A 26,149-nucleotide genomic window follows, 5' to 3' on the forward strand; every position below is an offset into this window, starting at 1 on the left:
GACCGGATTCCTGCCATTTACAATACAGGGAATAATACGCTTCGTTGCTTATCTTTTTCATCCTGCAACATTATATATTTAGAACTCCTATATCAATATGGTTTTGTCGGACGCATACGAATATTTAGCCGATCAAGCCATCCTGGAAAAGGATTTTGATATCAATCAGTATAAAAAAACTCTCCTTAAATTTTCGACATCAAACCTAATTCCACTCACCAGTCCTATAGTTTCTTCAACACTTAAACTTCGTATAATTATGCTAAACAAAATCCAAAACAACAGCAGCAAAAACTGGAGCATACTAGCTTCATGTTTATTAGGAATTCTGACTTGGGGAGCTTTCACGTTAGACCTTCAAGCACAAGAAGTGAAAGCCATTCCAGTCAAAAATTTAAGCCAAGAAATCGAGTCTTTAGAGCAACTTTCTAAGGCTGCACAGGAATTAGACGCAATTCTAGAGAGTTCATTAGATAAAAAAATAATCGAAGGAGGAAAAGTAGTACGCGAATATTATTTCAATATGAATAAGGTGGATAAACTTCAAGTTTATAGGCTTTACAAAGACCTGCCTGAGTCAGAAAAAACAGGTAACAGAAAGATGCTGGGAGAAATGGTTATGGTGCTAACTAAAATACCTGAAAAGCAGACTGTATCTTCAGGTCAACTTCAACTCTGGTTAGACGATACCCAATATGGAGTATGGATAGACGGGAAACGCATTGAAAATTCCGTTTTACTCAGCATGAAGCCAGACGATTTTGCAAATTTTAACAACAGTAAATTAATGAAAAATGCAATAAACTATGGTGATCATTATTTTCAGATTAACCTAATGAAGCATGATTATTTCGAGAAAACCTATCCAATACTGAAAGTCGATTGATCAAAATAATTTTAAATTTCTGGGGCTCCAAATCTAAACCTCTTCAAGACCTACTCCAAAGACTTTCGAAATCTTCACTGCAAGGATTGTGGAAGACACACATTATAGAGTTGATTGTTTGTTTGAAAAATCACCGCTAAAAGCTTCAATTAATTTATTTTCAACACCTTAACAAATCCCAAAAATGAAAAGCATTGGAGTCTGTTTCTTAATTTTTACAATTTTAAGTTCATGCAGTGGAAGCAAGGAGAATACAGAAACCCTAGCAATGGAGAAAAATTGGCAGCTAATCAAAGTGGATTCTATTCAGATCCCTTTTCTTGGAACTCCGAGGTTAGATGATGTCGATCCGAAGAATCGAAGACTGGTATTTATGCAAAGTGGACAAAACGAAGATGAGGTATTCGTAGCAAATTTCGATGGGGAAATTCTACATTCCTTTGGTGCCAATGGAAACACGCTGGTAGGCAGACTAGGTTTGATGGCGCCGTTAAAATTTGACTCGGAAGGCAGAAGTTTGTTAGCTTTTGGATTTCCTCATATAAAAAAGATTTCATTAGATGGTGAACAGGTTGATGTATTGTACACTGGCAACACTGCTTACCAAAACAGCTTCCCAAGACCTAGCAATGAATTGGTTGCTTCAGATGGGAAGATCTTTTATAACAACCATATGCATGATCAGGAGTTTCGCTCCGACAGAGAGGAGTTTTATAAAAAAATAAGCTTGATAGGATTTGTGGACTTAGAAAAAAATGAAAGAATCAATTTTTTGAAATTCCCAAATGAAAGCATGTTTGTAAGCGGAAGAATTTTTCCCGCATTTTCATGGGACTCACATTTTGCTTTTTCGGATGAACACCTGAATGTTGTATTTGAAGGGGAACCCTCAATTTTTGTTTTTGAAAGCCAGTCTCCCTTTTCATTCATAAAAAAAATTGACTTAAATCTGCAAGAATTTCAATATTACAAAGGTGTCCAAGAAGGTGAGCAAGTGGCAGATTTTATGGAACACATGAGAATTATGGGGAAAATGAGTAGCATCAAGATTCTTGATAACAAAATTTTAGTTTTCTATACATCTGGATTTTCATCACAACAACTTAAGACTTGGGAAACTGCAAGCTCTGCAAATGAAAGAAATGATATGATCAATCGATTTCGAAAGGAAACTCCCCCTAGAATTCAAGTTTTAGACAGTGAGTACAATTTGCTGGCTGACTTTGCCATCCCTTCACATATAATTCCCTCAGGAATATTTGAGCGTGACGGCTTTCTGTGGGCTGGAAAATCTAACCCTGATGAGGAAGAAGACTTTTTCACGATCTACAAGTTTATTTTGGACCAAGTAGAGAGTCAGGTTACTGATAAAAATTAGTGCTTTCTAGTAAAAAGTAAAAACCCTTTCACCAATCATAAGATCAGGTTACTCGCTTCTAATCCCCATCCTCCAATTCAAAGATATCTTCCAGTCTTACCGAAAACACCTTTGAAATCTTCAACGCCAAAACAGTTGAAGGCACGTATTTCCCTGCCTCAATACTGTTGATTGTTTGTCTGGAAACACTTACTTTTTCCGCCAAATCCTGCTGAGTCATATTATGTCGCGCTCGCTCTACTTTTATGGAATTTTTCATATAGAATTTAAAAAGCCAAACCTGCTTCGCTCTGGTGAAACATCACTAGATGGCTCATAGAAATGTAGATATAAATTAGTCTTTGGTTGCCATAAACTTCTGGTATTGAAATGCTGCGTAGACGTAAGCATTCAATAGGAACAGAACCAAATAGGCCGTAAAAATCTCTGAAGTAATCCTGTCAAACCGAAGGTAATTGATAAGCATCAACGCTCCTATGCCCCAAATCAACCAATAAGAGCCTGTTTGGAAAGCTTGTAATCGGAAGGATTTAAGCATCTCATCTTCATTTTTCTCTCTGGTGAGATTCAACAAGCCAAACCCAATAGCCCAAAACCCATAAATTATCTGGGCAACATCATCTGAATTCATATCCATGCTGACGAAAGACATTCCAATAACCAAAATGACTGGAAGTGGAAAAAAAACAAAAGCTACTTTCTTCCAACTTGGAGAAAGTAAAGGAACATGTAGAATTGATTTCTCTTTCATAAGACATATTTGTTTTACTAAATGTAAAATTAACTTTACTTTTTATCAAAATTTTTTGTCTAATATTTCACCTAGTTACCTGTGCCTAAAAGCATAAGACTTGCATATTATTTTATGAATTCGCATAAAAACAGCGGTATTGTTTACCTTTAATCAACAAATCCAATCAATAATTATATTTTCTATGATTTCGAAAGTGAAAATAGCCATTATCGGCTGCGGCAATCTGGGGACATCCATTGCAAATGGACTTTTAAAACGGGAAGATTTTGATCCAAAGAATCTTACCCTTACCAAAAGGCACGTAGAAAGCCTAGGTGAATTTGCCGCTTTAGGAGTGCATGTACTCAGTGATAATCTCTCTGCTGCAGCTGATGCGGATATCATTATCCTGGGCGTCAAACCCTATAATATCAATCCTATCCTGAACGAAATCAAACCCTCTCTTAGACCCAGAAACCAGATTATCATTTCGCTGGCGACGGGAATTACCTTTGCAGAAATGTATCAAGTAATAGATACTGACAGCATCGCCTTCCGTGCCATGCCAAATATCGCTGCAGATATCCAAGAATCTGTCACCTGTATTTGTGCACAAAATGCAGATGCAGATCAAATCAAGACTGTATCCGAACTATTTGACGGCATTGGATTCACCATTCCGATTGACGAAAGTCTGATGGAAGCTGCCACGGTCCTTGGTGCCTGCGGAATCGCCTATGTACTTAGATTTATGCGAGCTATGATCCAAGGAGGAATACAAATTGGCTTTGACTCCGTCACTGCAAGTAAGATCGTGAACCAAACCGTGAAAGGAGCGGCTGAATTGATGATCCAAAAAAACATTCATCCAGAGGCGGCAATTGACAAAGTGACTACACCTAAAGGCTGTACAATAGTCGGCCTAAATGAAATGGAACACCAGGGTTTTAGCTCAGCTATGGTAAGAGGTGTGATAGCCAGCTATGAGAAAATAGCTAAATAATTGAATTATTACTATTCAAGGAATATTAAATTTAAATCAGGAAAAATTAACATTTAATTCATTAGGAATAACTTAAAGGTTGTTTTTCTTTTAAATCTTTTCAGTAGATTTGTCTCGGGTGATAAACAACTTTTGCTATTCCTTTTTCAGTGACTCGATTTTTAAAGGAAGGACTGTTTGGTACTTTTTCTTCCTTCCTTTCATATTTTCCCAGCAACAAAAAAGCCTTCTGAAAAATCAGAAGGCTTTTTTGTTGCTTCATAGAAGAGGCTGACTCAGTCAAAAATCTCTGCTAGTTTACTTCTTAAACTTGGGCCTCGAAGATCTTTCCCGATGATTTTTCCATCTGGATCTATCAGGTAGGTAGCCGGAATCGCATCAATCTGATAAAGTTCTGCTGCTGCAGAATTGAAATATTTTAAATCAGAAACCTGAGTCCAAGTCAAGCCATCTTCAGCAATTGCATCTACCCATGCCTCTTTGGTACGGTCAAGAGACACGCCAAACACTTCAAAACCTTGATCCTTGTATTCATTGTAAAGCTTGACCACATTCGGATTTTCTTCACGACATGGCTTGCACCAAGCCGCCCAGAAATCTATCATTACATATTTTCCTCGCAAATCGGAAAGCTTCATGATCTCTCCTTCAGGATTGGGAAGCTCAATTTCAGGAGCCAGTTGTCCCATAGAAAGTGCTCTCATCTCATCCAATTGTTGCTTTAACTGAATAATAGACTTTGTCTCAGGATACTTTTCATCAAGTTTAGCCACCAAACTATCCATAAACTGGAATTCATTCTTGGGATTTAATAATCCAATAGCAGCAAGTGAAGCAAAGCTATCTCCCATGCTATTAATCACATTTTTGACTTCCGTGGATTGATTGCTTTCCAAAGCCATCGCCTCTGTCTGTATCTTTTTTATCGTTTCTGTATCATTTTCGCTCATTGCTTTGTAATATGACTCATTGAGCGCATTTACCTTAGTTTGGTAAGCCTCCATCAATTTTTCTATTTTCAGCATTTCCTGCGAATCCTGGGATCCTTCAATTTGCAGACTCTCCGGATTGGAATAATTGTAGGAAATTTTCACATCTTCTTTGAATAGCGCGAGGCGAATTAATTTTTCCCCATACAAATTCAACTCGTAGAAAGTGGGAGAATCTACAGCTACCTCATATTTAAAATTTCCTTTGTTATCCAACTCTAGTGTATCCAAAACTATTGGACGGCTATCTGTGAATTGAGAAAGTATTATTGCTCCGGCAGGAGTATTTTCTATTGTTCCTGAGATTTCCACCATCCCATCTTTAGCTTGCTTTTGCCTGCAGGAGAAAAAGGATAAAAGGACAAGGAAAACGATTGCATTCATTTGATTCATCATGGATTAATTCGCTAGTAATTCTGTCAATATTTTTGTGGCAACTTTGGGATCGGCTTTGCCTTGAGATTTTTTCATCACTTGGCCCATAAATAAGCCCAGCAAGCCTTTTTTGCCTGATCTGTATTCTTTGACCTTCGCCGCATTGGCGGCCAAGACTTCTTCAACTATTGGCCTCAGCGATGATTCATCACTTTGCTGAATCAAATTGAGTCGCTGAGCGATTTCCAAAGGACTTTCATTTGCACTCATGAGCATCTCCGGATATAATTTTTGCGAAGCAACTGTGTAACTCACACTCCCACCCTCCACCAAGGCTATCAGAGCAGCTAAAGAATCATTGCTTATTGGAAAATCAAGCATTTGTATGGACTGATCATTCAAGGATGACCTAACTGGCCCCATCACCCAGTTAGAGGCTGCTTTATAATTTTGAGTTTTGCTACATAGCTCATTAAACCAAAGCGCAATCTCCTTCGATTCCGTCAAAAAACTTGCATCATACTCAGGTAAACCAAACTCCTCTACAAATTTCTTTTGTAGGTCTCTAGGCAGCACTGGCATGGTTGATTTCACAGCATTCAACCACTCGTCAGAAACTATCACAGGACTCAGATCCGGCTCTGGAAAATATCGGTAATCGTTCAAATCCTCCTTGGTACGCATACTGGCTGTAAGTCCTGTATTCGCATCAAACGTTCTTGTTTCAGAGATCACCTCCGCTCCTTGTTCTATCAGTCCGATCAGGCGCTCATGTTCATGCTCGATGGCACGGAACACATTTCGGAATGAATTCATGTTTTTCACTTCCACCTTTTTGCCAAGTTCATGAGAACCTTTGAGCATCACAGATACGTTGGCATCACAGCGAAGAGAACCTTCTTCCATATTGCCATCGCAGATATCAAGGTATTTCACCAATTTTTTCACCTCGGTAAGGAAAGCATATGCTTCTTCTGGACTATGCATAGCCGGTTCAGTTACGATCTCGATAAGAGGTGTCCCCGCACGGTTAAAATCCACCAATGTATCAGATTCATCCGCCAAGTGTATGGATTTACCAGCATCCTCTTCCATGTGCACACGATTCAGCTGAACTTCCTTCTTGGTTCCGTCAGGCAGTTGAATCGGCACAGTACCCCCTACACAAATTGGTCCTTTATCTTGGGTAAGTTGGTAACCCTTTGGTAGATCTGGGTAGAAGTAATTCTTCCTCGCAAAGACATTATATCGGGTAATCTCAGAATTGCAGGCCAATCCCATTTTGATGGCATAGGCTATCGCTTTCCTATTGACCTTAGGTAAAGTACCGGGATGACCAAGGGTAATGGCTGATATCTGTGTATTCGGAGATTTGCCATATTCATTAGCATCAGCAGCAAACATTTTACTCTCGGTCATAAGCTGTGCATGCACCTCTAGTCCGATGACCAACTGATATTTATTCTTTAATTCTTCACTTAGCATCCGCCCGTGTTTTTCTTATTGCTTAAAGGTACAACTCTATTGCTTTAGCCACTACATTTTCCAGTCCGGCTAAGTTTTTACCTCCGGCAGTGGCAAAAAACGCCTGACCGCCACCGCCACCTTGAATCTCCTTAGCCAATTCTCTTACTATCAATCCAGCATTTAGATTTTTACTGTTGATCAGCCCCTCATCTATCATCACTGCAATCTGTGGCTTATCCTCAATTTTTGCGGCCAAAATCACGAAAGCATTTCCCACTTCATTTTTCAACTCATACGCCAACTTCTTCAGAGAATCAGCATTTGGCAATTCTACCTGAGCAATCAACGTATTGATCCCATCACCCATGACAAACTGCTTGAGCAATTCCGCTTTCATCCCTGCGGCTTTCTCCAGATGAAATGCTTCAAGCTCCTTCTTCAAATCATTTCGCTCCTGGAGCAAAGACTCAATTGAGTTTTTCAAGTCCTTTGGATTCTTCATCAACTCCTGAATCACCTTTACTAACCCTTCTTGCTGGCGGTAATTCTTCTCGGCTGCCTCTGCAGTGATCGCTTCAATCCTACGTACTCCAGCAGCACTCGATGCTTCAGAAATAATCTTAAACAATCCAATTTTACTTGTTTGAGGAACGTGAGTTCCACCACAAAGCTCAACAGAGAAATCCTTATTAAATGTGATAACACGCACAAAATCCCCATATTTCTCACCAAAAAGCGCGGTAGCTCCCTGCTTTTTCGCCTCCTCTATCGGTACATTTCTCTGATCCGATAAAGTGATATTCTCACGGATTTTTGCATTTACAATATCCTCCACCCTTGCAATTTCCTCATCAGATAATTTGCTAAAATGCGAAAAATCAAAGCGAAGCAAGTTCTGATTCACCAACGATCCACGCTGCTGAATATGATCACCCAGCACTTCTTTCAAAGCTGACTGAAGCAAATGCGTAGCGGTGTGGTTGTTCTCAGTCAAAAAGCGCTTTTCGGCATCTACTTCAGCACCGAATTGGGATTCTGGATTAGTAGGAAGCTTCTCTACAAAATGAACAATCAGATCATTCTCTTTCTTCGTGTCGATTACTTTGACTTTTTCAGTATCCGATATCAACCAACCCGTATCCCCTACCTGTCCACCGCTTTCTGCATAGAAAGGTGTTTTGTCCAAGACCAATTGATATTTGTCGCCTTTTTTATCCGAAATGACCCGATACTTGATGATCTGAGCATGCGCTTTTAGGAAATCATATCCTACAAATTCTACCCCATCATCTTCATTCACAATCACCCAATCACCGGTTTCGGATTCTGATGCAGCACGGGAACGCGTTTTTTGGGCTTCCATTTCCTGTGCAAATCCGCTTTCATCCAACGAAAGTCCGCTTTCTCGTGCGATCAGGGAAGTCAAATCCATCGGAAACCCGAAGGTGTCATATAGTTCAAAAGCTGTTTTGCCTGGTATTACTTTCTCAACCTTTTCATTCAGTTCAGACTTAATCTGATCGAGTATTTTCAGTCCATTATCAAGAGTGCGAAGAAAGGAAGTCTCCTCTTCATAAATCACTTTGGCTATAAACTCCTGCTGTTGTCTAACCTCCGGGAAAATATCCCCGAAATTATCAGCTATTAGACTTGTCAATTCATATAAGAATGGTTCGTGGAAGCCCAAGAACGTGTAGCCGTAGCGCACTGCCCTTCTCAGGATTCTGCGAATCACATAACCAGCCTTATTATTTGATGGCAATTGCCCATCTGCAATGGTAAATGAAATCGCACGAATGTGATCTACAATTACTCGAAAAGCAATGTCAGTAGGCACATCTTCACCATAGGTTTTTCCTGATTTCTTAGCCAAAGCAGCCAAGAATGGCGCAAACAAATCCGTGTCGTAATTGGAGGACTTATGCTGAACAGCTCTCACCAAACGCTCAAAACCCATTCCTGTATCTACGTGCGTTGCTGGCAAAGGCTTCAAAGATCCATCTGAAACTCTGTTGAACTGCATAAATACCAAGTTCCAAATCTCGATCACCTGCTCGTGATCATTATTCACCAGATCTTTACCTGCTACCAGCTCACGCTCAGCATCTGGTCTTAGGTCAATGTGAATTTCCGAACAAGGACCGCAAGGCCCCACATCTCCCATTTCCCAGAAATTATCCTTTTTGGAACCCATAATGATACGATCCTCAGGCACAATAGCTTTCCAAAGATCATAGGCTTCCTGATCCAAACTTAAATTGTCCTCCTTGTCACCTTCGAAAATAGACACATACAATCTATCTTTATCCAGTCCATATAATTCCGTCAACAATTCCCAAGCCCACGCTATCGCTTCCTTTTTGAAATAGTCCCCAAAAGACCAGTTGCCCAGCATCTCAAACATGGTGTGGTGATAGGTATCTACGCCCACTTCTTCGAGATCATTGTGCTTACCGCTTACGCGCAGGCATTTCTGTGAATTGGCAACACGGGAATACTTGGCGATTTCATTACCAAGAAATGAGTCTTTAAACTGATTCATTCCCGCATTGGTAAACATCAATGTTGGGTCATTTTTGACCACAATCGGCGATGAGGGGACGTATTGATGTTGCTTGGATTGGAAAAACTCTATAAAGGTGCTCCGTATTTTCTTTGCTTCCATGAAGGTGTTGAGGCAATTAAGAATGCTATTTAGGCCGATTTCAGCCGTATATATTGGGTGACAAAATTAATAGAATTGGCGGTGTTACCTGCATTGCGGGGAGAATTTCTCTCTTTGAAAATCTTCCGCAATGGCGGAAACAATAAAAAATATTCTCGCGGCGACGCAACGGCGCGGCGAAGGATAAAGTGTCGTTCCTTTGGCTTAAAAAATTAAATCTCCCGCGATGGCGCTCCCGATAGCTATACGGGAGGCGCAATTTTCTACTCGTTAACCTTTGTGGTTTTCACTAATCTCTATTTTCGTTGCGTCGCTGCGTCGCTGCGAGCAAAACCAAACCCGTTCAACTCCTCGGAAATCTCGTAGATCGAAAATCGTATTTCGTAAATATACTTTCAATTTGTATTTCCCCTCCTCCCCGATTACTTTCAATAAAATTTTTATAAACTCAAACATCACTCATGAGCTACCTCGATCAAATAACCTCCCCCACATTACTGCTAGACGAAAAAATCTGCCGAGCCAATATCAAGCGAATGGCCGATAAAGCCGCCCGTCATGAAATGAAGCTTGTTCCTCATTTCAAAACAGCTCAATCCCGCCAAATCGGTGACTGGGCAAAAGAATACAATATCACTGAAGCGACAGTTTCTTCTATAAAAATGGCGCAATACCTTGCAGGGCAGGGATGGGTGAACATTCATATTGCATTTCCCTTTAATCCACTTGAAACCTCAAAGCTCAACAAAATAGCGGCTAAACAATCTATTTCGGTTCAACTGATCAATGCAGATACCACACAAATGCTCGCTGATCAACTGGAGCATCCGGTAGGATTTTTCATTGAAATCGATGCGGGATATGGTAGAACTGGCGTAGAAGTAAGTGATTTTGGTTTGATTGAGGAGATTTTATTGATTGCCAAAAAGTCGGACAAATTGAAATTCAAAGGCTTTTACCTCCACCCTGGACATACCTATTATATGCCCGATATTCCTGCTATTTACGAGCAGTCCCGAAATGCGCTGGGAATGCTTAAAAATAAATACAGCACTGAGTACCCAAATTTGGTGACAAGAATTGGAGACACTCCTGGATGTGCCGTGATGGAGGATTTTGAGGATATCGACGAAATGGGCCCGGGAAACTTTGTCTTTTACGACTTGATGCAGGCTGAATTGGGTGGATGTAATAAGGAAGATATTGCAGTTTGCTTAGCTGTGCCAGTGGTGGATATCAAAAAAGACCGTAAAGAAATATTGATTCATGGTGGTGGAGTTCATCTGGCCAAAGATGTATTAGTTGGCGAAAATGGGCTAAAAAACTTCGGTGAGGTGGTTTATCTCAATGAAAATGGATGGACTATTCCAGAAAACAAATCTTTTCTCAAAAGCATATCCCAAGAACATGGCATCATCAAAGCCTCAGATGAACTCTTGGCAACCGTGAAAGTCGGAGATATCCTCGGTATTCTTCCTGTACACTCCTGCATGACAGCAGATGCTATGGGCGCATACATGACGCTGGATGAAAAGATGGTAGATCATGCGGAAGGCAGTGTTCAGTAATCAGTTCTCCATAAACTAGTCGTACTTTGAAAATTAGCCCAGAACGCATTTCTAGACTTTTTTCTTACAACAAATTCACATGATCAAAGACATCAAACTTATAAAAACAGAAGTACTCTCGGACAATTGGTACACGCTTCGGAAGATCACTTTTCAATTCACTAAAAAAGATGGAGAAGTCATCACCCAAGAACGGGAAGCCTATGATCGCGGAAATGGGGCTACCATTCTATTGTATAATTTAGAACAGAAAACCGTCATTCTTACGCGGCAGTTTCGCATGCCTACTTACACGAATGGCAATGAATCAGGCATGATGATCGAAGCCTGTGCAGGTCTTTTGGATGAGGATAATGCGGAAGATTGCATTCGTAGAGAAACCGAAGAGGAAACTGGCTATCTCGTCAAAGATGTGAAAAAAGTGTTTGAAGCTTATATGTCACCAGGTTCAGTGACAGAGATCCTACATTTTTTTATAGCAGCTTATTCCAAGGACATGAAAGTCAATGAGGGTGGCGGCGTGGATCACGAGGAGGAAAACATAGAAGTGCTGGAAATACTTTTTGAAGAAGCCTTAATTATGATAGGCACTGGAGAGATCAAAGATGCCAAAACGATAATGTTGATACAGTATTTGAAATTGATGGATATACTTTGACTTCACTTCGTCATTGCGATGAGCGAGGTACGAGTGAAGAAGCAATCTCAGCTGTTTAATTAAAAAGAATCAAATTTCATATACTGACTTAGTCAATCTCACTAAATAAATATGCCTGCACATCTCGAAATCACCCGCTACTTCACCCATTCCCAAGAAGAGGTTTATATTGCATTTACCACAGCAGAAAGCCTGCAGCAATGGTGGGGACCTGCAGGATTCAGTATGGAAGTAAAAACCTTTGACTTTTATCCAGAAGGCATAGTTCATTTTGTCCTTCGGAATAAAGATGGCAATGAAATGTGGGCCAAATGGATAATTCAAGAAATTGAAGCTCCTTATAAACTTCAGTTTATCAACTCCTTTTCCAATGAATCAGGAGACACAGTCAAAGCACCTGAAATACCCTTTGGTGTGGACTGGCCTTTGGAAATGATTGTGGATCTTGAGTTTTATGAGGAAGATGGCAAAACCAGAATAGACCTAGTATCTTTCCCACATAAAGCTTCTGATGCGTCCAAACAAGTATTCGCCGATAATATTGGCAATATGGAGCAGGGATTCGGTGGTACTTTCGATCAGTTGAAAAAATATCTTTCAAAAAATAATTCAATTGCCAGACTCTCATAAGAACCCCAAACGGTCTAAAATCAAGCTTACATGAAACCTCTCTTAAAAAAAATCCGCCAGTGGATATTTGCAATCCTCTGTACGGTTGTCGGTCTGTACCCTATTTTATATTTTATTCTGGAAAGAGATTTTGGCTTACTACAGTCTAAATCTGAAGAATTGTTGAGCAGCCCCATTTGGAATGGTGCATTTTACACCCATATTATTCTAGGAGGTTTGGCTCTGCTGATCGGCTGGACACAATTCCCTAAGTCATTTCGGGACAGAAACAGAATGATCCACAAGAAAATCGGGATGGCTTACGTCACTGCCGCATTCTTCAGCAGTCTGGCGGGGATATACATTGGAATTTATGCAACAGGTGGAATGGTCTGTATCCTTGGTTTTGTATCCTTGGGAATCATCTGGCTAGGTACCACGATGATGGGATGGTTCACTGCCAAAAAGCAGGATTTTGATGCGCACGAAAACTGGATGATTTTTAGCTATGCGGCATGCTTTGCAGCGGTGACGCTGAGGATTTGGCTTCCGATATTAATCATAATGCATCAAGGAGAATTTATTCCTGCCTATCAAATAGTTGCTTGGCTTTGTTGGGTTCCAAATATGTTAGTAGCATTTTGGATTGTGAGGAGAAGGAAAATGATGAGGCTTTTGAATACTATCAATGTAAAACAAACTCATTTCAGATTTTTGCCATGACAGCATCATATTTCAAAACTCAGTAATTCAAAAGGGTATAACCCTATTCATCCAATTAAAAGCTAGCCTATGATCGAAATCCTCCTAAAAAATAAAAAGTCCTTTAAAGCCCAGAGTGTGGATGAACTGACGGTTTCCGAACTAGATTTTCACGTCATGCAATTCATGGATTATACCCAATCAGATTTGGCCTGGCTAGAGCAGAATTATAAGCTGGATTTTTATATCATGAAGCATTTTGAGGATATAGAAATCAGTTCACACTTTCTGGAAAATGAGAAGCAAGCGGCATTTCACTTTTCCATTCCCTATTACAATACCGATAGAAGACTGATTGAAGAGCCTTTATTTATCATTATCACAAAGGCTGGCCTTTTTCTGTTTACAAGTTCCAGTCTTGATTCGTATTTCAACGAACTGTACCCGGCAAAAATAAATTCCTTGCAGAGAATTCCTGATTTAAGTGGAATTTTCAAATTTCAATTTGAGTTTGTCTCCGACTATTTTGCAGATATCACCGAAAGCCTGAGTAGAAAAGTAAAAGCGCTCGCTAACGACATTCTGATAGAAAAAGAATTTTCCAGCAATGTCATGGATGTCATCACAAAATATAATTTCAACAACCTACTGATCAAGGAATCACTTCTTGAGACTACTCGGGTGTTGAGGTTATATATCAAGAGTAACTGGGAGCAGCAGGCGGAATTAAAGGAAAGTGTAAGAGCGGAGCTGAATGACCTTACAGTGATATCCGATTACATCCAATTCAATTTTGACCGATTGGATGATCTCAGAGAGAATGTCTCCAATAAAATTGACTTGGAGCAAAACCATATTTTTAAGATGCTTACGGTAGTCACCGTATGTATTTCGTTACCAACCTTAATTGCCGGAGTTTACGGGATGAACTTTGATTCTATGCCTGAACTTAAATTCACTTATGGCTATCCGATTGTAATTATTGCCATGATTTGTTCAGCTATCTTGCCATTCATTTACTTTAAGCGAAAAAAGTGGTTGTAGCCAATATCTTTCACTGCGAAAATCCAGGATATTTTTTAGGTTTGAACCAATAAAATAGAGGCTAAATATCCACCTGAATAAACTTAATGACCAAGGGGTAAATCAGAAAAAAGCCCTGATCCGAAAATCAAGGCTTCTGGCTATAGTTGGTTTAGTACTTAGAAGTATAATGTTTTGCTTCTTCCCTGGTAGTCGATCACTTTCAAGTAGATATCTTTTGAATTGAGGTTGCTGAAAGAATAATTCTTCTTAAAACCCTCTGTCTGATAGATATATTCAGAATAGATTTTTTTGCCTGATTCGGCAGAGTAAACTTCGACCTCGACTCCCGGCTCCATCAATCCTACCACAGTTACACTTACAGTATTTTCATCTACCATTTTACCGTAGGCCATCAAAGGCAAGTCTGCTGAAGGGATGGGTTTGTTGGTAGTTGCTATCGTATAGGATACTTCTTCGGTATCTGTTACTATTTTAATCTGATACTCCCCTGCCGGCAAATTATCCATGTCATAAGGCACCATCAAATTTTCATCCTTAACACGTACTTTTCTATAGCTAAGAACTTTACCGTCTTGATCCAAAATAGAAATTTTCGCACTTCCCACTCCCCCATTAAGAGTGACGCTGATTTTCTTGTAGTTAGAATTTACTGTGGAGAGTGCTTTCAAATCTTCACTTGCATTTGCTACCAATGAGCTAAAAGATAAGGCACTTGCTAATGCTACTGTTAATAAAGTTTTCATAATATGTTGGTTTAGTAATTTTTAGATTTTGTATTGTGCTTGCCTTATTGCTAAGCGCATACCAATCCAAAAAGACATGCATCACCAGAGAGCCAGTAATTTTTCTGATTATTAAACTTCTCGCAAGATTTCGGAATTTAATTCTGATCAATTCACATATTTTTAACAAAACATGTACAAAATATGGTCACATCTCTGTTCGGATGTATTGCTAGCGGACACTTTGGAATAAATTCCACCTTTGCAGAGGTTGCATCAAACTTGGTATGTTAAGGGAATTTAATTTTGAAAAGGTTGAAAAATCCTGATTTTGATTTTGAGACCAATAAATCGCCTGTACGCTTACGAACACACTTCGTCCGATAGAATTCAAGTCAGCGATCACTTTCTTATGCTAATCTAAAATCCTTGAAATTTATAGGAGTCCAAGGCGAACAATACATTAGTGCTTCATACAGTCATCCTATAAACCCAATCTATTAAGCCAAATTGATTGCGCATTCTTTGGAAATTCTATTGCTTTTTATGTAATTGTCTATATGACACAATAGAAGTTTAGATTAATTCAGTTTACAGCTACTTCTTGATAATTTTAACCTAACAGAACAATATCCCATGAATAAAACCTTACTGCTCTCCCTCCTATCGCTTTTCATGTTAGGAATGAATGCACAAGCCCAAGAAGCCCTATTTGGTGCCCCGCAAATCACTTCTCCTGAGATACAGGACGACAGCTCGGTTACTTTCCGGATCTTTGCTCCCAATGCGAAGTCTGTTCAGGTAACAGGCGATTTTCTTCCTACTGTAAAAATGGAAACTCCTATGGGGGAAATGGATGGTCCTGGCAAAGCTGAACTGACAAAAGACGATAAAGGCCTTTGGTCATTTACCTCTGATGCGCTTTCGCCCGAACTTTATAGCTATTCATTTATAGTTGATGATCTGAAGACCACTGATCCCAGCAATCCATTTCTGATACGCGATGTGGCTTCAGTCACCAATGTATTTATCGTAGGTGAAGGCCAAGCTGCCTTATACCGCGTAAAGGATGTGCCGCATGGCACAGTTGCCCGTCGCTGGTATGATTCTCCGGGATTGGGTATGGATCGTAGGCTTACTATATATACACCTCCAGGTTACGAGCAATCCAAAGACAAATTCCCTGTTCTATATCTACTACATGGCGCCGGGGGAGACGAGGAAGCTTGGATTGCATTGGGTAGAACTGCTCAGATTATGGATAATTTGATTGCACAAGGCAAGGCTAAGCCAATGATCGTAGTGATGCCAAATGGCAATGTGATCCAGGATGCAGCTCCTGGAGAGGGAAACAAAGGGATGTACAAACCCGCTTTCATGATCCCGAAAACGATGGACGGAACTTATGAAGCAAAATTCATGGATGTAGTCAACTTTGTAGAAAATAACTATCAGGTAAAAGCAGATAAAGCTAATCGTGCCATAGCTGGTCTTTCTATGGGTGGGTACCACACCATGCATATTTCCAGATTTTATCCAAACATGTTTGACTACATAGGTCTTTTCTCAGCGGCTATCATGCCTCGCGAAGATGCCACCGGCAAGGTATATACTGACATTGACGGCACATTGAAAACTCAAATGGATAACGGGTATAAACTGTATTGGATTGCGATCGGTAAAACAGACTTTTTATACGACGCCAATAAAGAATACAGAGCCAAGCTAGATGCCATGGAAATGCCTTATAAATACGAAGAATCAAAAGGTGGTCATATCTGGAGAAACTGGAGAGTATATTTGACTCAGTTTGCACCACAGCTATTTCAATAAACCCCAAAAAACCATGAAATTAAAAATCATCAAATCTATCATTGCCTCTTCCTTATTCATGGGAGCTGTAATAAGTGCTCAGGCACAGGAAATTAGTGCCATGCAGGCACCAAAGGTAATTTCCCCAGAGGTGAGTGCTGACAATTCAGTCAGCTTCCGTGTCTTTTCTCCAACTGCAAATGAAGTAACCATCAATGGCAGCTGGATGGGATTTGGAGAAAAATTGCCGCTTAAAAAAGAAGAAAACGGAGTCTGGACTGTTACGATTGATCCTCTGGAGTCCTCCATGTACCATTACAATTTCTTTATTGATGGCGTGTCGGCAATTGACCCAACAAATTCCCAAGCTTTGCGAGATGGAACTCGATATGCAAGTTTGCTAATGGTACCGGGTGAAGGATCGGAAATTTTCCAACTGAATGAAGTAGCTCACGGCTCACTTTCCCAAGTATGGTACGAATCTCCTTCATTGGACAGCTACAGAAGAATGTACGTATATACTCCTCCTGGATATGATTCAGAGCAAGAAAGTTATCCCGTATTATATCTCTTACATGGAGCAGGTGGCGATGAAGATGCCTGGTCCGCACTTGGCAGGGCAAATGAGATTTTGGACAATCTGATCGCTGAAGGAAAAGCAAAACCCATGATCATCGTGATGACAAATGGAAATGCTTGGCAAACAAGCACACTCAGAACTGTACCGGGAGCTGCAGCACCAACCCGAGAAACCTACGCAAAATATCAAGGCCAATTTGAAAAAAGCTTGGTGGAAGATGTAATTCCATATATTGAAAAGCACTTCAGAGCGAAGGCAAATAAAGAAAACCGTGCTATCGCAGGACTATCCATGGGCGGTGGTCATACCATTACTGCCTCTATTGAATACCCAGGCACATTTGGATACATAGGGGTTTTCAGTAGTGGTATTTTTAATGCAAATGCGGATATGGCTGAGCTGGAGAAAAAGTTTACTGCTCTGAAGGCCAGTGGTGTAGAAAAGTACTGGGTGGGTTGTGGAGTCGATGACTTTGTAATGGACTCAAATAAGCGACTGCTTTCCATTTTGGACAAAACCGGATTTGAGCACGAATACTATGAAAGCACCGGAGGTCATACTTGGGCTAACTGGAGAGATTACCTTTCCATTTTTGCACCACAGTTATTTCAGTAATCCTATAGAAAATCAATAAATTGAAGCGTAGTCAAAAACTTCGCTTCTTGTTTTTGACTTTTTTAAAATATCAAGCCATTAGTAAGGAGCTTAACATTTTGAGTATTATTTCGTTTTTCAAAACATGAAATCGAGCATGATTCAAGCGTCACACACTGGGATGATTATAATGCATGCGAGATTCCATATGGCCAATTAAAAACAATTATAATCATATGAAATACCCATGAGGAGCGGACGACACACAGGGGGATGATTATATCCCAGCATACACCGCAACAGCAGATATGCTTGTTCTTAGGGCGCGCAAGGCTGTCGCAGCAGCGAGCCAGGCGGCTGGCCTGCGGGGTGAAGCTTTGCTGGCGACTTGACTTTTTTGTTCTTTTGCGTCAAGGCAAAAGAACAAAAGAAATCGAGCATGACGCAAGCGATACACAAGAGGATGAATATTATACCCCTTAGGTGTTTTCTTGAATTCCGCAGGCGTTTAACTAAGAAATCTAAATTATAATCAGATGAAATCGAGCATGACTCAGACGTCACATAATGGAAGCGAGATTCTCCCGATCCGCCGCGGCGGACGGGACAGGCTATGTGACCATTAAAAATCAATTTTAAACACATGAAAATCCTGCTTTTTGCATTTATCTGTTTGTTTATTTCTTTGGATAACTCTTTAGGGCAAGAAGTGACGTTGCAACTTAATCCTGACGAAAAACCCGCCCAAGAAAGAAACTATGTATTCAAAGCGGTCATAGACTCACGCGTACAAAAATCAATTGGTCAGGTGTATGATCCCCAACGAAATAAATATTCTGCCAGCTTCGGAGGCCAATTAGCTCAGCAAGCCTATAACTTTTACAATGCCAAACTAACTTCCAGCAACCTTCCTTCCTATGAAATACTTGTGAAACTATACAACCTGGATCTGAAGGAAACATATCAGGTAGATCTCCAAACCTATAAAGGTGAAATACAACTGAATATGGGATTTTTTCTAGTTGGAGAAAATGAACCGGTTCATTTGGTTGATTTCAACAATAAACTTAACTACGGAAGACCTGCCAGCCAGATGCATTACCTAGATGCATCCATCCGCAGGCTATTTGAAAATAGCTGGAAATACTTCGATGCCTGGATAGCTTCCCAATACCAAACCAACCGATCATTGGTAAAGAACGTCCGATTGAATATCCTGGATCCCGTAAGACAAAGTACCAAAGACACCGTTTTTTATAATCCCGAAAGGCCCTTGACCTGGGCAGATTTTACTGATAGACCTAACTCATTAAGCTCCTTCAATGCAACCATCTTTAGCAGTTTATCTATTGAGGGCAATGCCTTTATTCAAAATGGCGAAATAGTACAGACCATCGAGGTGAAAGTCTATATGCTCCCTGATCAATCTTGGGTGAAGGATGCGGATGACTACGCCAGTAACCATGAGCAAAGACATTTCGATCTCACCCGCATCGCTGCTGATCGTATGATATTCAGGTTGAAGAATTCGGATTTGGAACCAAATTTTTACGAGGCAAAACTAAATGACATTTACCTAGATGCGTATCGGGAGATGAATCACTTACAGGAATTCTACGACAATCAAACCCATAATGGCAGAAATAAGGAAATCCAAGCTAGATGGAATCAAATGATCCAGGAAGCTTTGGCAGGAAAGTGGGAAAAACTGGATAAAATTCTAGAGCTAAGGAAAAAAGATCCCAGCTAAACACCCCTGTAACTAGTTAAAATAACTCCTGTCCATTTGTATTTTCTCCTTCGTCTCCTATCTTTGCCAACGATAATGGAAAACAGCAATAGAAATATTGATTTTTTAGCAACTGCACATCAAGCCAACTTGATGCACCATTTCCATCATTCCTCCTGAGGAATATTGTTATACAACCGGTGAAGCCGATGATAGGGATTCCGCTTTTCACCAACATTTATTACATCCTTTTATTACTTAGCGTAACTTGCCAACATGGAAAAAATAATCCGTATTGCCGTACAGAAAAGCGGCAGACTATCCGACGACTCACTTAGCCTCATCAAAGAATGTGGCATCAAATTTTACAATGGAACGGGCAAACTCAAGTCCACATCCACCAATTTCCCAATCGAATTCCTTTTTCTCCGAGATGATGATATTCCGGGCTATGTAGCCGATGGAGTAGCTGATCTTGGAATTGTAGGTCAAAATGAAGTCGTAGAGAAAAACAAGGATGTCACGACGATGAAGCTGTTGGGCTTTTCTAAATGCAGACTTTCTCTAGCTGTCGCAAAAGGTCAGGAATATAATGGCGTACAGTTTTTCGAAGGAAAAAATATCGCCACCTCCTACCCTAAAATCCTTGGTGATTATCTCAAAAGTCAACATATCAATGCCGATATCCACGAAATCTCCGGATCGGTAGAGATCGCTCCCAGCATAGGTTTGGCAGAAGGAATCTGCGATATCGTGAGCTCTGGCTCTACGCTGATGATGAATGGCTTGAAGGAAGTAGAAGAAATCTTCAAATCCGAAGCTGTACTGATCTCTCATACTAATCTGCCCGATTGGAAAAAAGAAATTGCGGAAAAGCTACTCTTCAGAATCAATGCTGTTCAAAAAGGTAAAAGCAGCAAATATGTATTGCTGAATGCACCTAACGAATCCATTTCAAAAATCACAAGCCTAATTCCAGGAATGCGTAGCCCTACTATTTTGCCACTTGCTCAAGAAGGCTGGTCATCAGTTCACTCGGTTTTGAACGAGGATCAATTCTGGGAAAATATCGAGGAACTCAGAGCTGCCGGAGCAGAAGGAATTCTAGTTGTTCCTATTGAAAAGATGATTCTTTAATCCTGCATAACTACTTGCACAAACCTAGCCCAGAAATCAAATTGTAAACACATGAAATCGAGCATGACGCAAGCGACACATAGAGAAATAAATATAACCTGCGAGATTCCATCCCGTTTCGATCGTCACGGGACAGGTTATGGCCTCTAAAAGACCAATTAAAATCATATGAAAGTCCTAGACAATCCTAGTAAGGAAACTTGGAAAAAGCAGTTGGCTAGGCCAATCTTTAAATCCAAGCAGATAAATAAAGTCGTAAAACCCATCCTGCGAAAAGTGAAAAGAAATGGCGACAAAGCCCTTTTCAAATTCGCAATGGAATACGATCACGTAGAATTGGAGTCACTCTTTCCCTCAGAAGGAGAATTGGGTGCTGCATCAGCGGCTATTTCACCAGCCTTGAAAGAAGCGATCCATGTGGCCAAAGCAAATATTGAACGATTCCACATGGCGCAGGCAACACCTGAATTGGTGGATGAAGTGATGCCGGGAGTAGTTTGCAGAAGAAAAAGTGTCCCAATCCACAAGGTTGGCTTATATATTCCCGGCGGTACTGCACCACTTTTCAGTACCGTATTAATGCTTGGAATTCCTGCCGTATTGGCGGGTTGCAAGGAAATTGTGCTTTGCTCACCTCCAAATAAAGAAGGCAAAATCCACCCAGCGATACTTTATACAGCAGATTTGATCGGGATTACCAAAATCGTAAAAGCCGGTGGAGCTCAAGCTATTGCTGCGATGACATTTGGGACTGAAAGTGTACCAAAAGTAGATAAGATCTTTGGCCCTGGAAATCAATTTGTGACAGCGGCGAAGCAAATCGCAACTAAGTACGGCGTAGCAATTGATATGCCGGCAGGTCCATCAGAAGTTTTGGTCTATGCTGATAATTCGGCGAATCCAGCTTTTGTGGCTGCCGACTTGCTTTCTCAGGCAGAACATGGCGTCGATAGTCAGGTTATTTTGGTCACAGACACCGAGCAATTTGCAAAGCGCGTGGTCAAAGAAATTGATGTACAGCTAGAAGATCTTCCCAGAAAAGATATTGCCAAAAAAGCCTTAGCAAATTCTAGAGCTGTAATCATGGACAGCGCTGAGGAAGCCATGGAGCTGATCAATTTCTATGCTCCTGAGCACCTAATCATCAGCGTGGTGGAAGAAGAGGAAGCTGTAAATGCGGTTTACAATGCTGGGTCAGTTTTCATTGGCAACTTCACGCCGGAATCAGCCGGTGACTATGCCTCTGGCACCAATCACACCTTGCCGACCTACGGTTATGCAAGAAATTATAGTGGTGTGTCACTGGACAGCTTTGTAAAAAAAATTACTTATCAGAAAATCAGTCCTGAAGGATTGAAAAACTTAGGCCCTACCATAGAAATCATGGCAGAAAATGAACTGCTGGAGGGACACAAAAATGCCGTATCGATAAGACTCAAACATCTCAAAAAACAGAAAAAATGAAGTTTGACCTAACCCCATTACTAAGACCACACATAGTAAACCTTCTGCCCTACACATCTGCTCGTGATGAGTACACCGGCAAGGAAGGGATATTTCTGGATGCAAATGAAAACCCTTATGGATCTATCACAGATGAGGATCATAATCGCTATCCTGATCCATATCAACTTGAATTGAAGGCCGAAATCGCTAAGATCAAGCAGGTGAAACCTGCTCAACTATTCCTGGGAAATGGTTCTGACGAGGCAATTGACTTGCTTTTCAGAGCATTTTGCAACCCTGGAAAAGATAACGTGATCCTCCTACCTCCTACTTATGGAATGTATGAAGTGAGCGCCGGCATCAATGACGTGGAAACCCGTAAAGTTCCCCTAACTGAGGATTTTCAGCTTCAGCCGGATTTGATTCTAAAAGCGGTGGATGAAAACACCAAGATTATCTTCGTTTGCTCACCTAATAATCCCAGTGGAAATAAGGTACATCGTGAGGATATTCTGAGATTACTTCGCGAATTCAACGGTTTGGTAGTGGTCGATGAAGCATACATTGACTTTAGCGATGAACCAAGCTTTACCACTCTTCTAGGTGAGTATGGTAATCTTCTGGTCATGCAGACATTTTCCAAAGCTTGGGGACTAGCTTCTCTAAGACTAGGGATGGCTTTTGCCAACAAGAAAATGATCAAGATCCTAAACCGAATCAAACCTCCTTATAATATCTCTGGACTGACACAGCAAACTGTTTTGGCTGCTATTCAGAAAGTGGATAAAGTAAATGCGATGATTTCAGATATACTCCAAGAGCGTGAATACTTGAAGAAGGAAATGAACCAGCTGGATTTTGTAAAGAAAATTTATCCTTCTCATGCGAATTTCCTTCTGGTAAAAATGCCAAATGCAAGTCATGTGTACGACGACCTAATCGAAAAAAAGATCATCGTGAGAAACAGGTCAAAAGTGCAGCTTTGTGAAGATTGTCTGCGGATATCAGTAGGCACAAGAGTCGAAAATGAAGCCTTTATACAAGCTTTGAAACAAATATACACGGAAAGCTTTAACCTATAAACCATGCAAAAGAAAGTACTTTTTATAGATCGGGATGGGACAATTATCAAAGAACCACCTACTGATTTTCAGGTAGATAGCTTAGAGAAGCTAGAGTTTTTGCCGAAGGCAATTACAAACCTGCGCAAGATTGCCGAAGAAACTGATTTTGAATTGGTCATGGTAACTAACCAGGATGGCTTGGGAACAGATTCCTTTCCTGAAAACACCTTCTGGCCGGCACAGTATAAGATGTTGAAAACGTTGGAGCAGGAGAATATTTTCTTCAAAGAAATCCATGTAGACAAAACTTTTGAACATGAAAATGCTCCCAGCAGAAAGCCCAATACAGGCTTGTTGACAGCCTACTTTTCTGAAGAATATGACTTGGCAAATTCCTACGTCATTGGCGATAGATTGACAGATGTGAAGCTCGCCCAGAATCTTGGAGCAAAAGCTATCTTCATTGGTGAATCAGCTGAACATGCTGTTTTGAGCACAACAGACTGGGATGAGATCTTTGCGTTTTTGAAAATGCCACCGCGAGCCTCAGAGGTAAGTCGAAAGACCTCTGAAACTGATATTTATATCAAGCTAAATCTGGATGGAAATGGGAACTGTGACATCAAAACAGGACTACATTTCTTCGATCACATGCTAGAGCAACTAGGCAAACATGGAAGCACCGATCTGGAGATCAAAGTAAATGGTGATTTACACATAGATGAACATCACACGATTGAAGACACAGCTTTGGCGCTGGGTGAGGCCTATCTGAAAGCTTTAGGAGACAAAAAGGGAATCTATCGTTACGGTTTTCTTTTGCCAATGGATGATGTTTTGGCACAAGTAGCAATTGACTTTGGAGGAAGACCCTGGATCGTCTGGGATGCTGAATTCAAGCGTGAGAAAGTCGGTGACATGCCTACAGAAATGTTCTATCATTTCTTCAAATCCTTCTCAGATACTGCCAAATGCAATCTAAATATAAAAGCCGAAGGCGATAATGAGCACCATAAGATCGAAGCTATTTTCAAGGCTCTTGCTAGGGCAATAAAAATGGCCGTAACTCGCGATCCCAGAAACATCAATCAACTTCCAAGCACCAAGGGAGTACTTTAATTGTCAGCGATTTACTACTTTTTCTACTAGAGGAAGTATGAATTTTTAAAACTTCATAAGGGTTAGGAAAATATCTTCATAAATGTTTTTCCTAATCCTTATTTTTTTGTTCATTTAGTCATGAAACGACTTTTACGTACCCTGACTATCCTTTTCTTAATTATTGCAAGTAGCTCGTGCTCAAGTAGCCTACAAAATATTGAGCAACTTTTCAACAGCAAGAAATATGATGATGCTATAGAAGACCTTAATCAATACCTCTTTTTTAATGTGACTGACGTCAAGGCATTACACATGCGGGCGAGATGCTACGAAGAACTCGGGGAATTGAAAAAAGCAAAAGCAGATTACGAGCGGATCATTTCCATCGACAATGAATATGCACACGCACATGCTGGTTTAGGTAAATTACTTTTTGATCAAAAGAACTATGATGAGGCAGAAATAAGGGTTCTTCGGGCAGCCTCACTCGATGCCACAGATTTTAATATTCTTTATCTACTTGGTCGCACGATGATCATGACTCAGAAATTTGATAAAGCAGAAGAATTTCTTAGAAGAGCTGCGGAATTAAATCCCGATTATGCTGAAGTTTATTTCTACACCGGGATGGCTTTGGCCTATCAGGGAGATGCTTTGGGATGCGCAGCTTCTTTAAATTCTTATGTTAATCGAGAGCCTAATAATATGGTTGGACGCTATAATCGAGGATTTGCCTTAATGAATGCAGGTTATTTGCCTTGGGCACTAGAGGATTTTGATGCTGTGCTCAAGCAAAACCCAAATCACATAGAAGCAATGGCTCGTAAAGGACATTGCATGGCTTCTTTGGGTGATTCTGAAGGCTGTGATCTTCTTCAAAATGCAGCAAATAAAGGAAGTGAGTATGCAAAGGCACAGTTAGAATTTTGCGCTTCTTAACCTAAACGTACTGAAATGGCTTTCTTGTAGTTAATTAGCGCCTGTTCGCTCAAACCAAGAAATAAATAAGGTTCGATCATTTCCAACTCCATCAAACAGAACGTACCATCGATTTCTACCCCATCTACCCGGACATATAAGCTTTCTGCAGCAAATTCATCTACTAGTGCCTGACAAGAAGTCAACATGGATTCAGAGGGAATGATGGGTTTAATGGTTCCTCCGAAATAATGCTGCACTCGAAAATCATTGCCCGCTGGCGTTTTCAGTACTGCATGGGAAAACTTTCCATTGAAAAACACTAAGGAATACTCTCCTATTTTTTCAACCTCTGAGATAAAAGGTTGTACTAAAAACGCCTCATTATCTACCCAGCTTTGAATTTGTTTAGCATATTTTGCCCAATCACCACGCTCCAGTTTTAAGGTATTCTTTGCACCACCGCTTACTAAAGGCTTAACCACCCATGTTTCACTTTTGACCTTCGAAGCTATTTCTTCCAGAGAAATGATCTTCCCTCTTCCCAAAATCATCCCGGCTATTACTGGGAAGCCCTTTGCTTCAATTTCTAAAAGGTATGTTTTCGAAGAGTTCCAAAGAATGGTATCCAAGCTATTAAGAGTCGGAATATTGAGTTGTTTCATGACTGCTATCCATTTCAAGAACTCTGGATAAAAATCAAAATAGTCCCAGGTTGATTTGAATAGCAAGAGTGAAAATTTTTCCCATTTGACTTTAGGATCTGACCAGATAACGGTTTCATGAGAAATCTGCAAGTCGTTTAGAATATCAGATAACATTTTATTTTCGTCGAGTGTATTCGTATCGTACACCCCATTCGAGAAATAACTGACAATAGCTACGTGTTGTTTCATTGCTTATAATTTGCACAAATCTATACTTTAACCAAAATTTATACTGACCACCCTTCTAAAATCGGTCTTT

23 protein-coding genes are annotated in these 26,149 nt (G+C 40.4%); 16 read left to right on the forward strand and 7 right to left on the reverse strand.

Annotation, left to right across the window (positions count from 1 at the left end; all coding sequences use genetic code 11):
* Positions 1-259: 259 nt before the first annotated feature.
* Together U3A58_RS12220 and U3A58_RS12225 are read left to right on the forward strand one after the other, a co-directional pair.
* Positions 260-886 (forward strand): hypothetical protein, encoded by a 627-nt coding sequence (locus tag U3A58_RS12220; protein WP_323823712.1) that lies wholly within the window; start codon positions 260-262, stop codon positions 884-886.
* A 184-nt stretch (positions 887-1,070) separates the two neighbouring features.
* The gene (locus tag U3A58_RS12225; RefSeq protein ID WP_323823713.1) at positions 1,071-2,264 is read left to right on the forward strand and encodes a hypothetical protein; all 1,194 of its coding nucleotides are present in this window, start codon (positions 1,071-1,073) and stop codon (positions 2,262-2,264) included.
* 58 nt (positions 2,265-2,322) lie between these two features.
* Here the strand turns inward: U3A58_RS12225 and U3A58_RS12230 are convergent, their stop codons facing one another.
* Both U3A58_RS12230 and U3A58_RS12235 read right to left on the reverse strand, forming a co-directional pair.
* A complete protein-coding gene (locus U3A58_RS12230) occupies positions 2,323-2,523 on the reverse strand; it encodes a helix-turn-helix transcriptional regulator (protein WP_323823714.1) in 201 nt (66 codons plus the stop codon).
* Between the two features lie 75 nt (positions 2,524-2,598).
* Positions 2,599-3,015: a hypothetical protein gene (locus U3A58_RS12235; protein WP_323823715.1), complete on the reverse strand. Its 417-nt coding sequence runs from the start codon at positions 3,013-3,015 to the stop codon at positions 2,599-2,601.
* A 184-nt stretch (positions 3,016-3,199) separates the two neighbouring features.
* Between U3A58_RS12235 and proC the strand changes: the two genes are divergently transcribed.
* On the forward strand, positions 3,200-4,000 hold the full coding sequence (gene proC / locus U3A58_RS12240; RefSeq protein WP_323823716.1) for a pyrroline-5-carboxylate reductase: 801 nt from the start codon (positions 3,200-3,202) through the stop codon (positions 3,998-4,000).
* 275 nt (positions 4,001-4,275) lie between these two features.
* Here proC and U3A58_RS12245 read toward each other — a convergent pair whose 3' ends face one another.
* Genes U3A58_RS12245 through alaS form a run of 3 tightly spaced genes read right to left on the reverse strand, consistent with a single transcriptional unit; the run spans position 4,276 to position 9,496 of the window.
* Positions 4,276-5,385 carry a TlpA disulfide reductase family protein gene (locus U3A58_RS12245; RefSeq protein ID WP_323823717.1) on the reverse strand — a complete coding sequence of 370 codons (1,110 nt, stop codon included), beginning with the start codon at positions 5,383-5,385 and terminating at the stop codon, positions 4,276-4,278.
* Positions 5,386-5,388: 3 nt separating this feature from the next.
* The gene (gene gatB / locus U3A58_RS12250) at positions 5,389-6,849 is read right to left on the reverse strand and encodes an Asp-tRNA(Asn)/Glu-tRNA(Gln) amidotransferase subunit GatB (RefSeq protein ID WP_323823718.1); all 1,461 of its coding nucleotides are present in this window, start codon (positions 6,847-6,849) and stop codon (positions 5,389-5,391) included.
* Between the two features lie 22 nt (positions 6,850-6,871).
* The gene (gene alaS, locus U3A58_RS12255) at positions 6,872-9,496 is read right to left on the reverse strand and encodes an alanine--tRNA ligase (RefSeq protein ID WP_323823719.1); all 2,625 of its coding nucleotides are present in this window, start codon (positions 9,494-9,496) and stop codon (positions 6,872-6,874) included.
* A 461-nt stretch (positions 9,497-9,957) separates the two neighbouring features.
* Here alaS and U3A58_RS12260 point away from each other — a divergent pair, with 461 nt between their 5' ends.
* The 5 genes from U3A58_RS12260 to U3A58_RS12280 all read left to right on the forward strand — a co-directional run bounded on the left by U3A58_RS12260 (position 9,958) and on the right by U3A58_RS12280 (position 14,077).
* Positions 9,958-11,064 (forward strand): alanine racemase, encoded by a 1,107-nt coding sequence (locus tag U3A58_RS12260; protein ID WP_323823720.1) that lies wholly within the window; start codon positions 9,958-9,960, stop codon positions 11,062-11,064.
* A gap of 79 nt (positions 11,065-11,143) precedes the next feature.
* Entirely contained in the window at positions 11,144-11,722 is a 579-nt protein-coding gene (gene nudK / locus U3A58_RS12265) for a GDP-mannose pyrophosphatase NudK (protein ID WP_323823721.1), read from the forward strand.
* A 111-nt stretch (positions 11,723-11,833) separates the two neighbouring features.
* Positions 11,834-12,352, forward strand: coding sequence for an SRPBCC family protein (locus U3A58_RS12270; RefSeq protein WP_323823722.1), 519 nt, complete (start codon positions 11,834-11,836; stop codon positions 12,350-12,352).
* 30 nt (positions 12,353-12,382) lie between these two features.
* On the forward strand, positions 12,383-13,054 hold the full coding sequence (locus U3A58_RS12275) for a DUF2306 domain-containing protein (protein WP_323823723.1): 672 nt from the start codon (positions 12,383-12,385) through the stop codon (positions 13,052-13,054).
* Between the two features lie 69 nt (positions 13,055-13,123).
* Complete coding sequence (locus U3A58_RS12280) at positions 13,124-14,077, forward strand: magnesium transporter CorA family protein (protein ID WP_323823724.1); 954 nt, start codon at positions 13,124-13,126, stop codon at positions 14,075-14,077.
* A 158-nt stretch (positions 14,078-14,235) separates the two neighbouring features.
* Here the strand turns inward: U3A58_RS12280 and U3A58_RS12285 are convergent, their stop codons facing one another.
* A complete protein-coding gene (locus tag U3A58_RS12285; protein ID WP_323823725.1) occupies positions 14,236-14,823 on the reverse strand; it encodes a hypothetical protein in 588 nt (195 codons plus the stop codon).
* Positions 14,824-15,438: 615 nt separating this feature from the next.
* On the opposite strand from U3A58_RS12285, the gene U3A58_RS12290 reads away from it, so the two are divergent.
* The 8 genes from U3A58_RS12290 (at position 15,439) to U3A58_RS12325 (ending at position 25,204) form a co-directional block, all read left to right on the forward strand.
* A complete protein-coding gene (locus tag U3A58_RS12290; RefSeq protein WP_323823726.1) occupies positions 15,439-16,635 on the forward strand; it encodes an alpha/beta hydrolase-fold protein in 1,197 nt (398 codons plus the stop codon).
* 13 nt (positions 16,636-16,648) lie between these two features.
* Positions 16,649-17,809: an esterase gene (locus tag U3A58_RS12295; RefSeq protein WP_323823727.1), complete on the forward strand. Its 1,161-nt coding sequence runs from the start codon at positions 16,649-16,651 to the stop codon at positions 17,807-17,809.
* A gap of 622 nt (positions 17,810-18,431) precedes the next feature.
* On the forward strand, positions 18,432-19,538 hold the full coding sequence (locus U3A58_RS12300) for a hypothetical protein (protein WP_323823728.1): 1,107 nt from the start codon (positions 18,432-18,434) through the stop codon (positions 19,536-19,538).
* 255 nt (positions 19,539-19,793) lie between these two features.
* Complete coding sequence (gene hisG, locus U3A58_RS12305; RefSeq protein ID WP_323823729.1) at positions 19,794-20,654, forward strand: ATP phosphoribosyltransferase; 861 nt, start codon at positions 19,794-19,796, stop codon at positions 20,652-20,654.
* 168 nt (positions 20,655-20,822) lie between these two features.
* Entirely contained in the window at positions 20,823-22,118 is a 1,296-nt protein-coding gene (hisD, locus tag U3A58_RS12310; protein WP_323823730.1) for a histidinol dehydrogenase, read from the forward strand.
* Positions 22,115-23,182: a histidinol-phosphate transaminase gene (gene hisC, locus U3A58_RS12315; RefSeq protein WP_323823731.1), complete on the forward strand. Its 1,068-nt coding sequence runs from the start codon at positions 22,115-22,117 to the stop codon at positions 23,180-23,182. Before hisD ends, hisC begins: the two co-directional genes overlap by 4 nt.
* 3 nt (positions 23,183-23,185) lie before the next feature.
* Positions 23,186-24,283 carry a bifunctional histidinol-phosphatase/imidazoleglycerol-phosphate dehydratase HisB gene (hisB, locus tag U3A58_RS12320; protein WP_323823732.1) on the forward strand — a complete coding sequence of 366 codons (1,098 nt, stop codon included), beginning with the start codon at positions 23,186-23,188 and terminating at the stop codon, positions 24,281-24,283.
* A 120-nt stretch (positions 24,284-24,403) separates the two neighbouring features.
* Entirely contained in the window at positions 24,404-25,204 is an 801-nt protein-coding gene (locus tag U3A58_RS12325) for a tetratricopeptide repeat protein (protein WP_323823733.1), read from the forward strand.
* On the opposite strand, the gene U3A58_RS12330 is transcribed toward U3A58_RS12325, so the two are convergent.
* Positions 25,201-26,079, reverse strand: a complete 879-nt coding sequence (locus U3A58_RS12330) for an ATP-grasp domain-containing protein (RefSeq protein WP_323823734.1) — start codon at positions 26,077-26,079, stop codon at positions 25,201-25,203. The two genes, U3A58_RS12325 and U3A58_RS12330, sit on opposite strands and share 4 nt — an antisense overlap.
* Between the last annotated feature and the right edge of the window lie 70 nt (positions 26,080-26,149).

The organism is Algoriphagus persicinus (assembly GCF_035156415.1).
Classification (GTDB): domain Bacteria; phylum Bacteroidota; class Bacteroidia; order Cytophagales; family Cyclobacteriaceae; genus Algoriphagus; species Algoriphagus persicinus.

What these genes read in the sequence shown, in the direction of transcription:
- hisD (WP_323823730.1), top strand. Translation starts at nt 20,823, where the DNA reads ATGAAAGTCCTAGACAATCCTAGTAAGGAAACTTGGAAAAAGCAGTTG.
- U3A58_RS12290 (WP_323823726.1), top strand. Translation starts at nt 15,439, where the DNA reads ATGAATAAAACCTTACTGCTCTCCCTCCTATCGCTTTTCATGTTAGGA.
- U3A58_RS12235 (WP_323823715.1), bottom strand. Translation starts at nt 3,015, where the DNA reads ATGAAAGAGAAATCAATTCTACATGTTCCTTTACTTTCTCCAAGTTGG.
- U3A58_RS12270 (WP_323823722.1), top strand. Translation starts at nt 11,834, where the DNA reads ATGCCTGCACATCTCGAAATCACCCGCTACTTCACCCATTCCCAAGAA.
- U3A58_RS12295 (WP_323823727.1), top strand. Translation starts at nt 16,649, where the DNA reads ATGAAATTAAAAATCATCAAATCTATCATTGCCTCTTCCTTATTCATG.
- alaS (WP_323823719.1), bottom strand. Translation starts at nt 9,496, where the DNA reads ATGGAAGCAAAGAAAATACGGAGCACCTTTATAGAGTTTTTCCAATCC.
- U3A58_RS12325 (WP_323823733.1), top strand. Translation starts at nt 24,404, where the DNA reads ATGAAACGACTTTTACGTACCCTGACTATCCTTTTCTTAATTATTGCA.
- hisB (WP_323823732.1), top strand. Translation starts at nt 23,186, where the DNA reads ATGCAAAAGAAAGTACTTTTTATAGATCGGGATGGGACAATTATCAAA.
- U3A58_RS12285 (WP_323823725.1), bottom strand. Translation starts at nt 14,823, where the DNA reads ATGAAAACTTTATTAACAGTAGCATTAGCAAGTGCCTTATCTTTTAGC.
- U3A58_RS12220 (WP_323823712.1), top strand. Translation starts at nt 260, where the DNA reads ATGCTAAACAAAATCCAAAACAACAGCAGCAAAAACTGGAGCATACTA.
- U3A58_RS12245 (WP_323823717.1), bottom strand. Translation starts at nt 5,385, where the DNA reads ATGATGAATCAAATGAATGCAATCGTTTTCCTTGTCCTTTTATCCTTT.
- U3A58_RS12260 (WP_323823720.1), top strand. Translation starts at nt 9,958, where the DNA reads ATGAGCTACCTCGATCAAATAACCTCCCCCACATTACTGCTAGACGAA.
- hisG (WP_323823729.1), top strand. Translation starts at nt 19,794, where the DNA reads ATGGAAAAAATAATCCGTATTGCCGTACAGAAAAGCGGCAGACTATCC.
- U3A58_RS12275 (WP_323823723.1), top strand. Translation starts at nt 12,383, where the DNA reads ATGAAACCTCTCTTAAAAAAAATCCGCCAGTGGATATTTGCAATCCTC.
- U3A58_RS12330 (WP_323823734.1), bottom strand. Translation starts at nt 26,079, where the DNA reads ATGAAACAACACGTAGCTATTGTCAGTTATTTCTCGAATGGGGTGTAC.
- U3A58_RS12230 (WP_323823714.1), bottom strand. Translation starts at nt 2,523, where the DNA reads ATGAAAAATTCCATAAAAGTAGAGCGAGCGCGACATAATATGACTCAG.
- U3A58_RS12300 (WP_323823728.1), top strand. Translation starts at nt 18,432, where the DNA reads ATGAAAATCCTGCTTTTTGCATTTATCTGTTTGTTTATTTCTTTGGAT.
- U3A58_RS12225 (WP_323823713.1), top strand. Translation starts at nt 1,071, where the DNA reads ATGAAAAGCATTGGAGTCTGTTTCTTAATTTTTACAATTTTAAGTTCA.
- gatB (WP_323823718.1), bottom strand. Translation starts at nt 6,849, where the DNA reads ATGCTAAGTGAAGAATTAAAGAATAAATATCAGTTGGTCATCGGACTA.
- proC (WP_323823716.1), top strand. Translation starts at nt 3,200, where the DNA reads ATGATTTCGAAAGTGAAAATAGCCATTATCGGCTGCGGCAATCTGGGG.
- nudK (WP_323823721.1), top strand. Translation starts at nt 11,144, where the DNA reads ATGATCAAAGACATCAAACTTATAAAAACAGAAGTACTCTCGGACAAT.
- U3A58_RS12280 (WP_323823724.1), top strand. Translation starts at nt 13,124, where the DNA reads ATGATCGAAATCCTCCTAAAAAATAAAAAGTCCTTTAAAGCCCAGAGT.
- hisC (WP_323823731.1), top strand. Translation starts at nt 22,115, where the DNA reads ATGAAGTTTGACCTAACCCCATTACTAAGACCACACATAGTAAACCTT.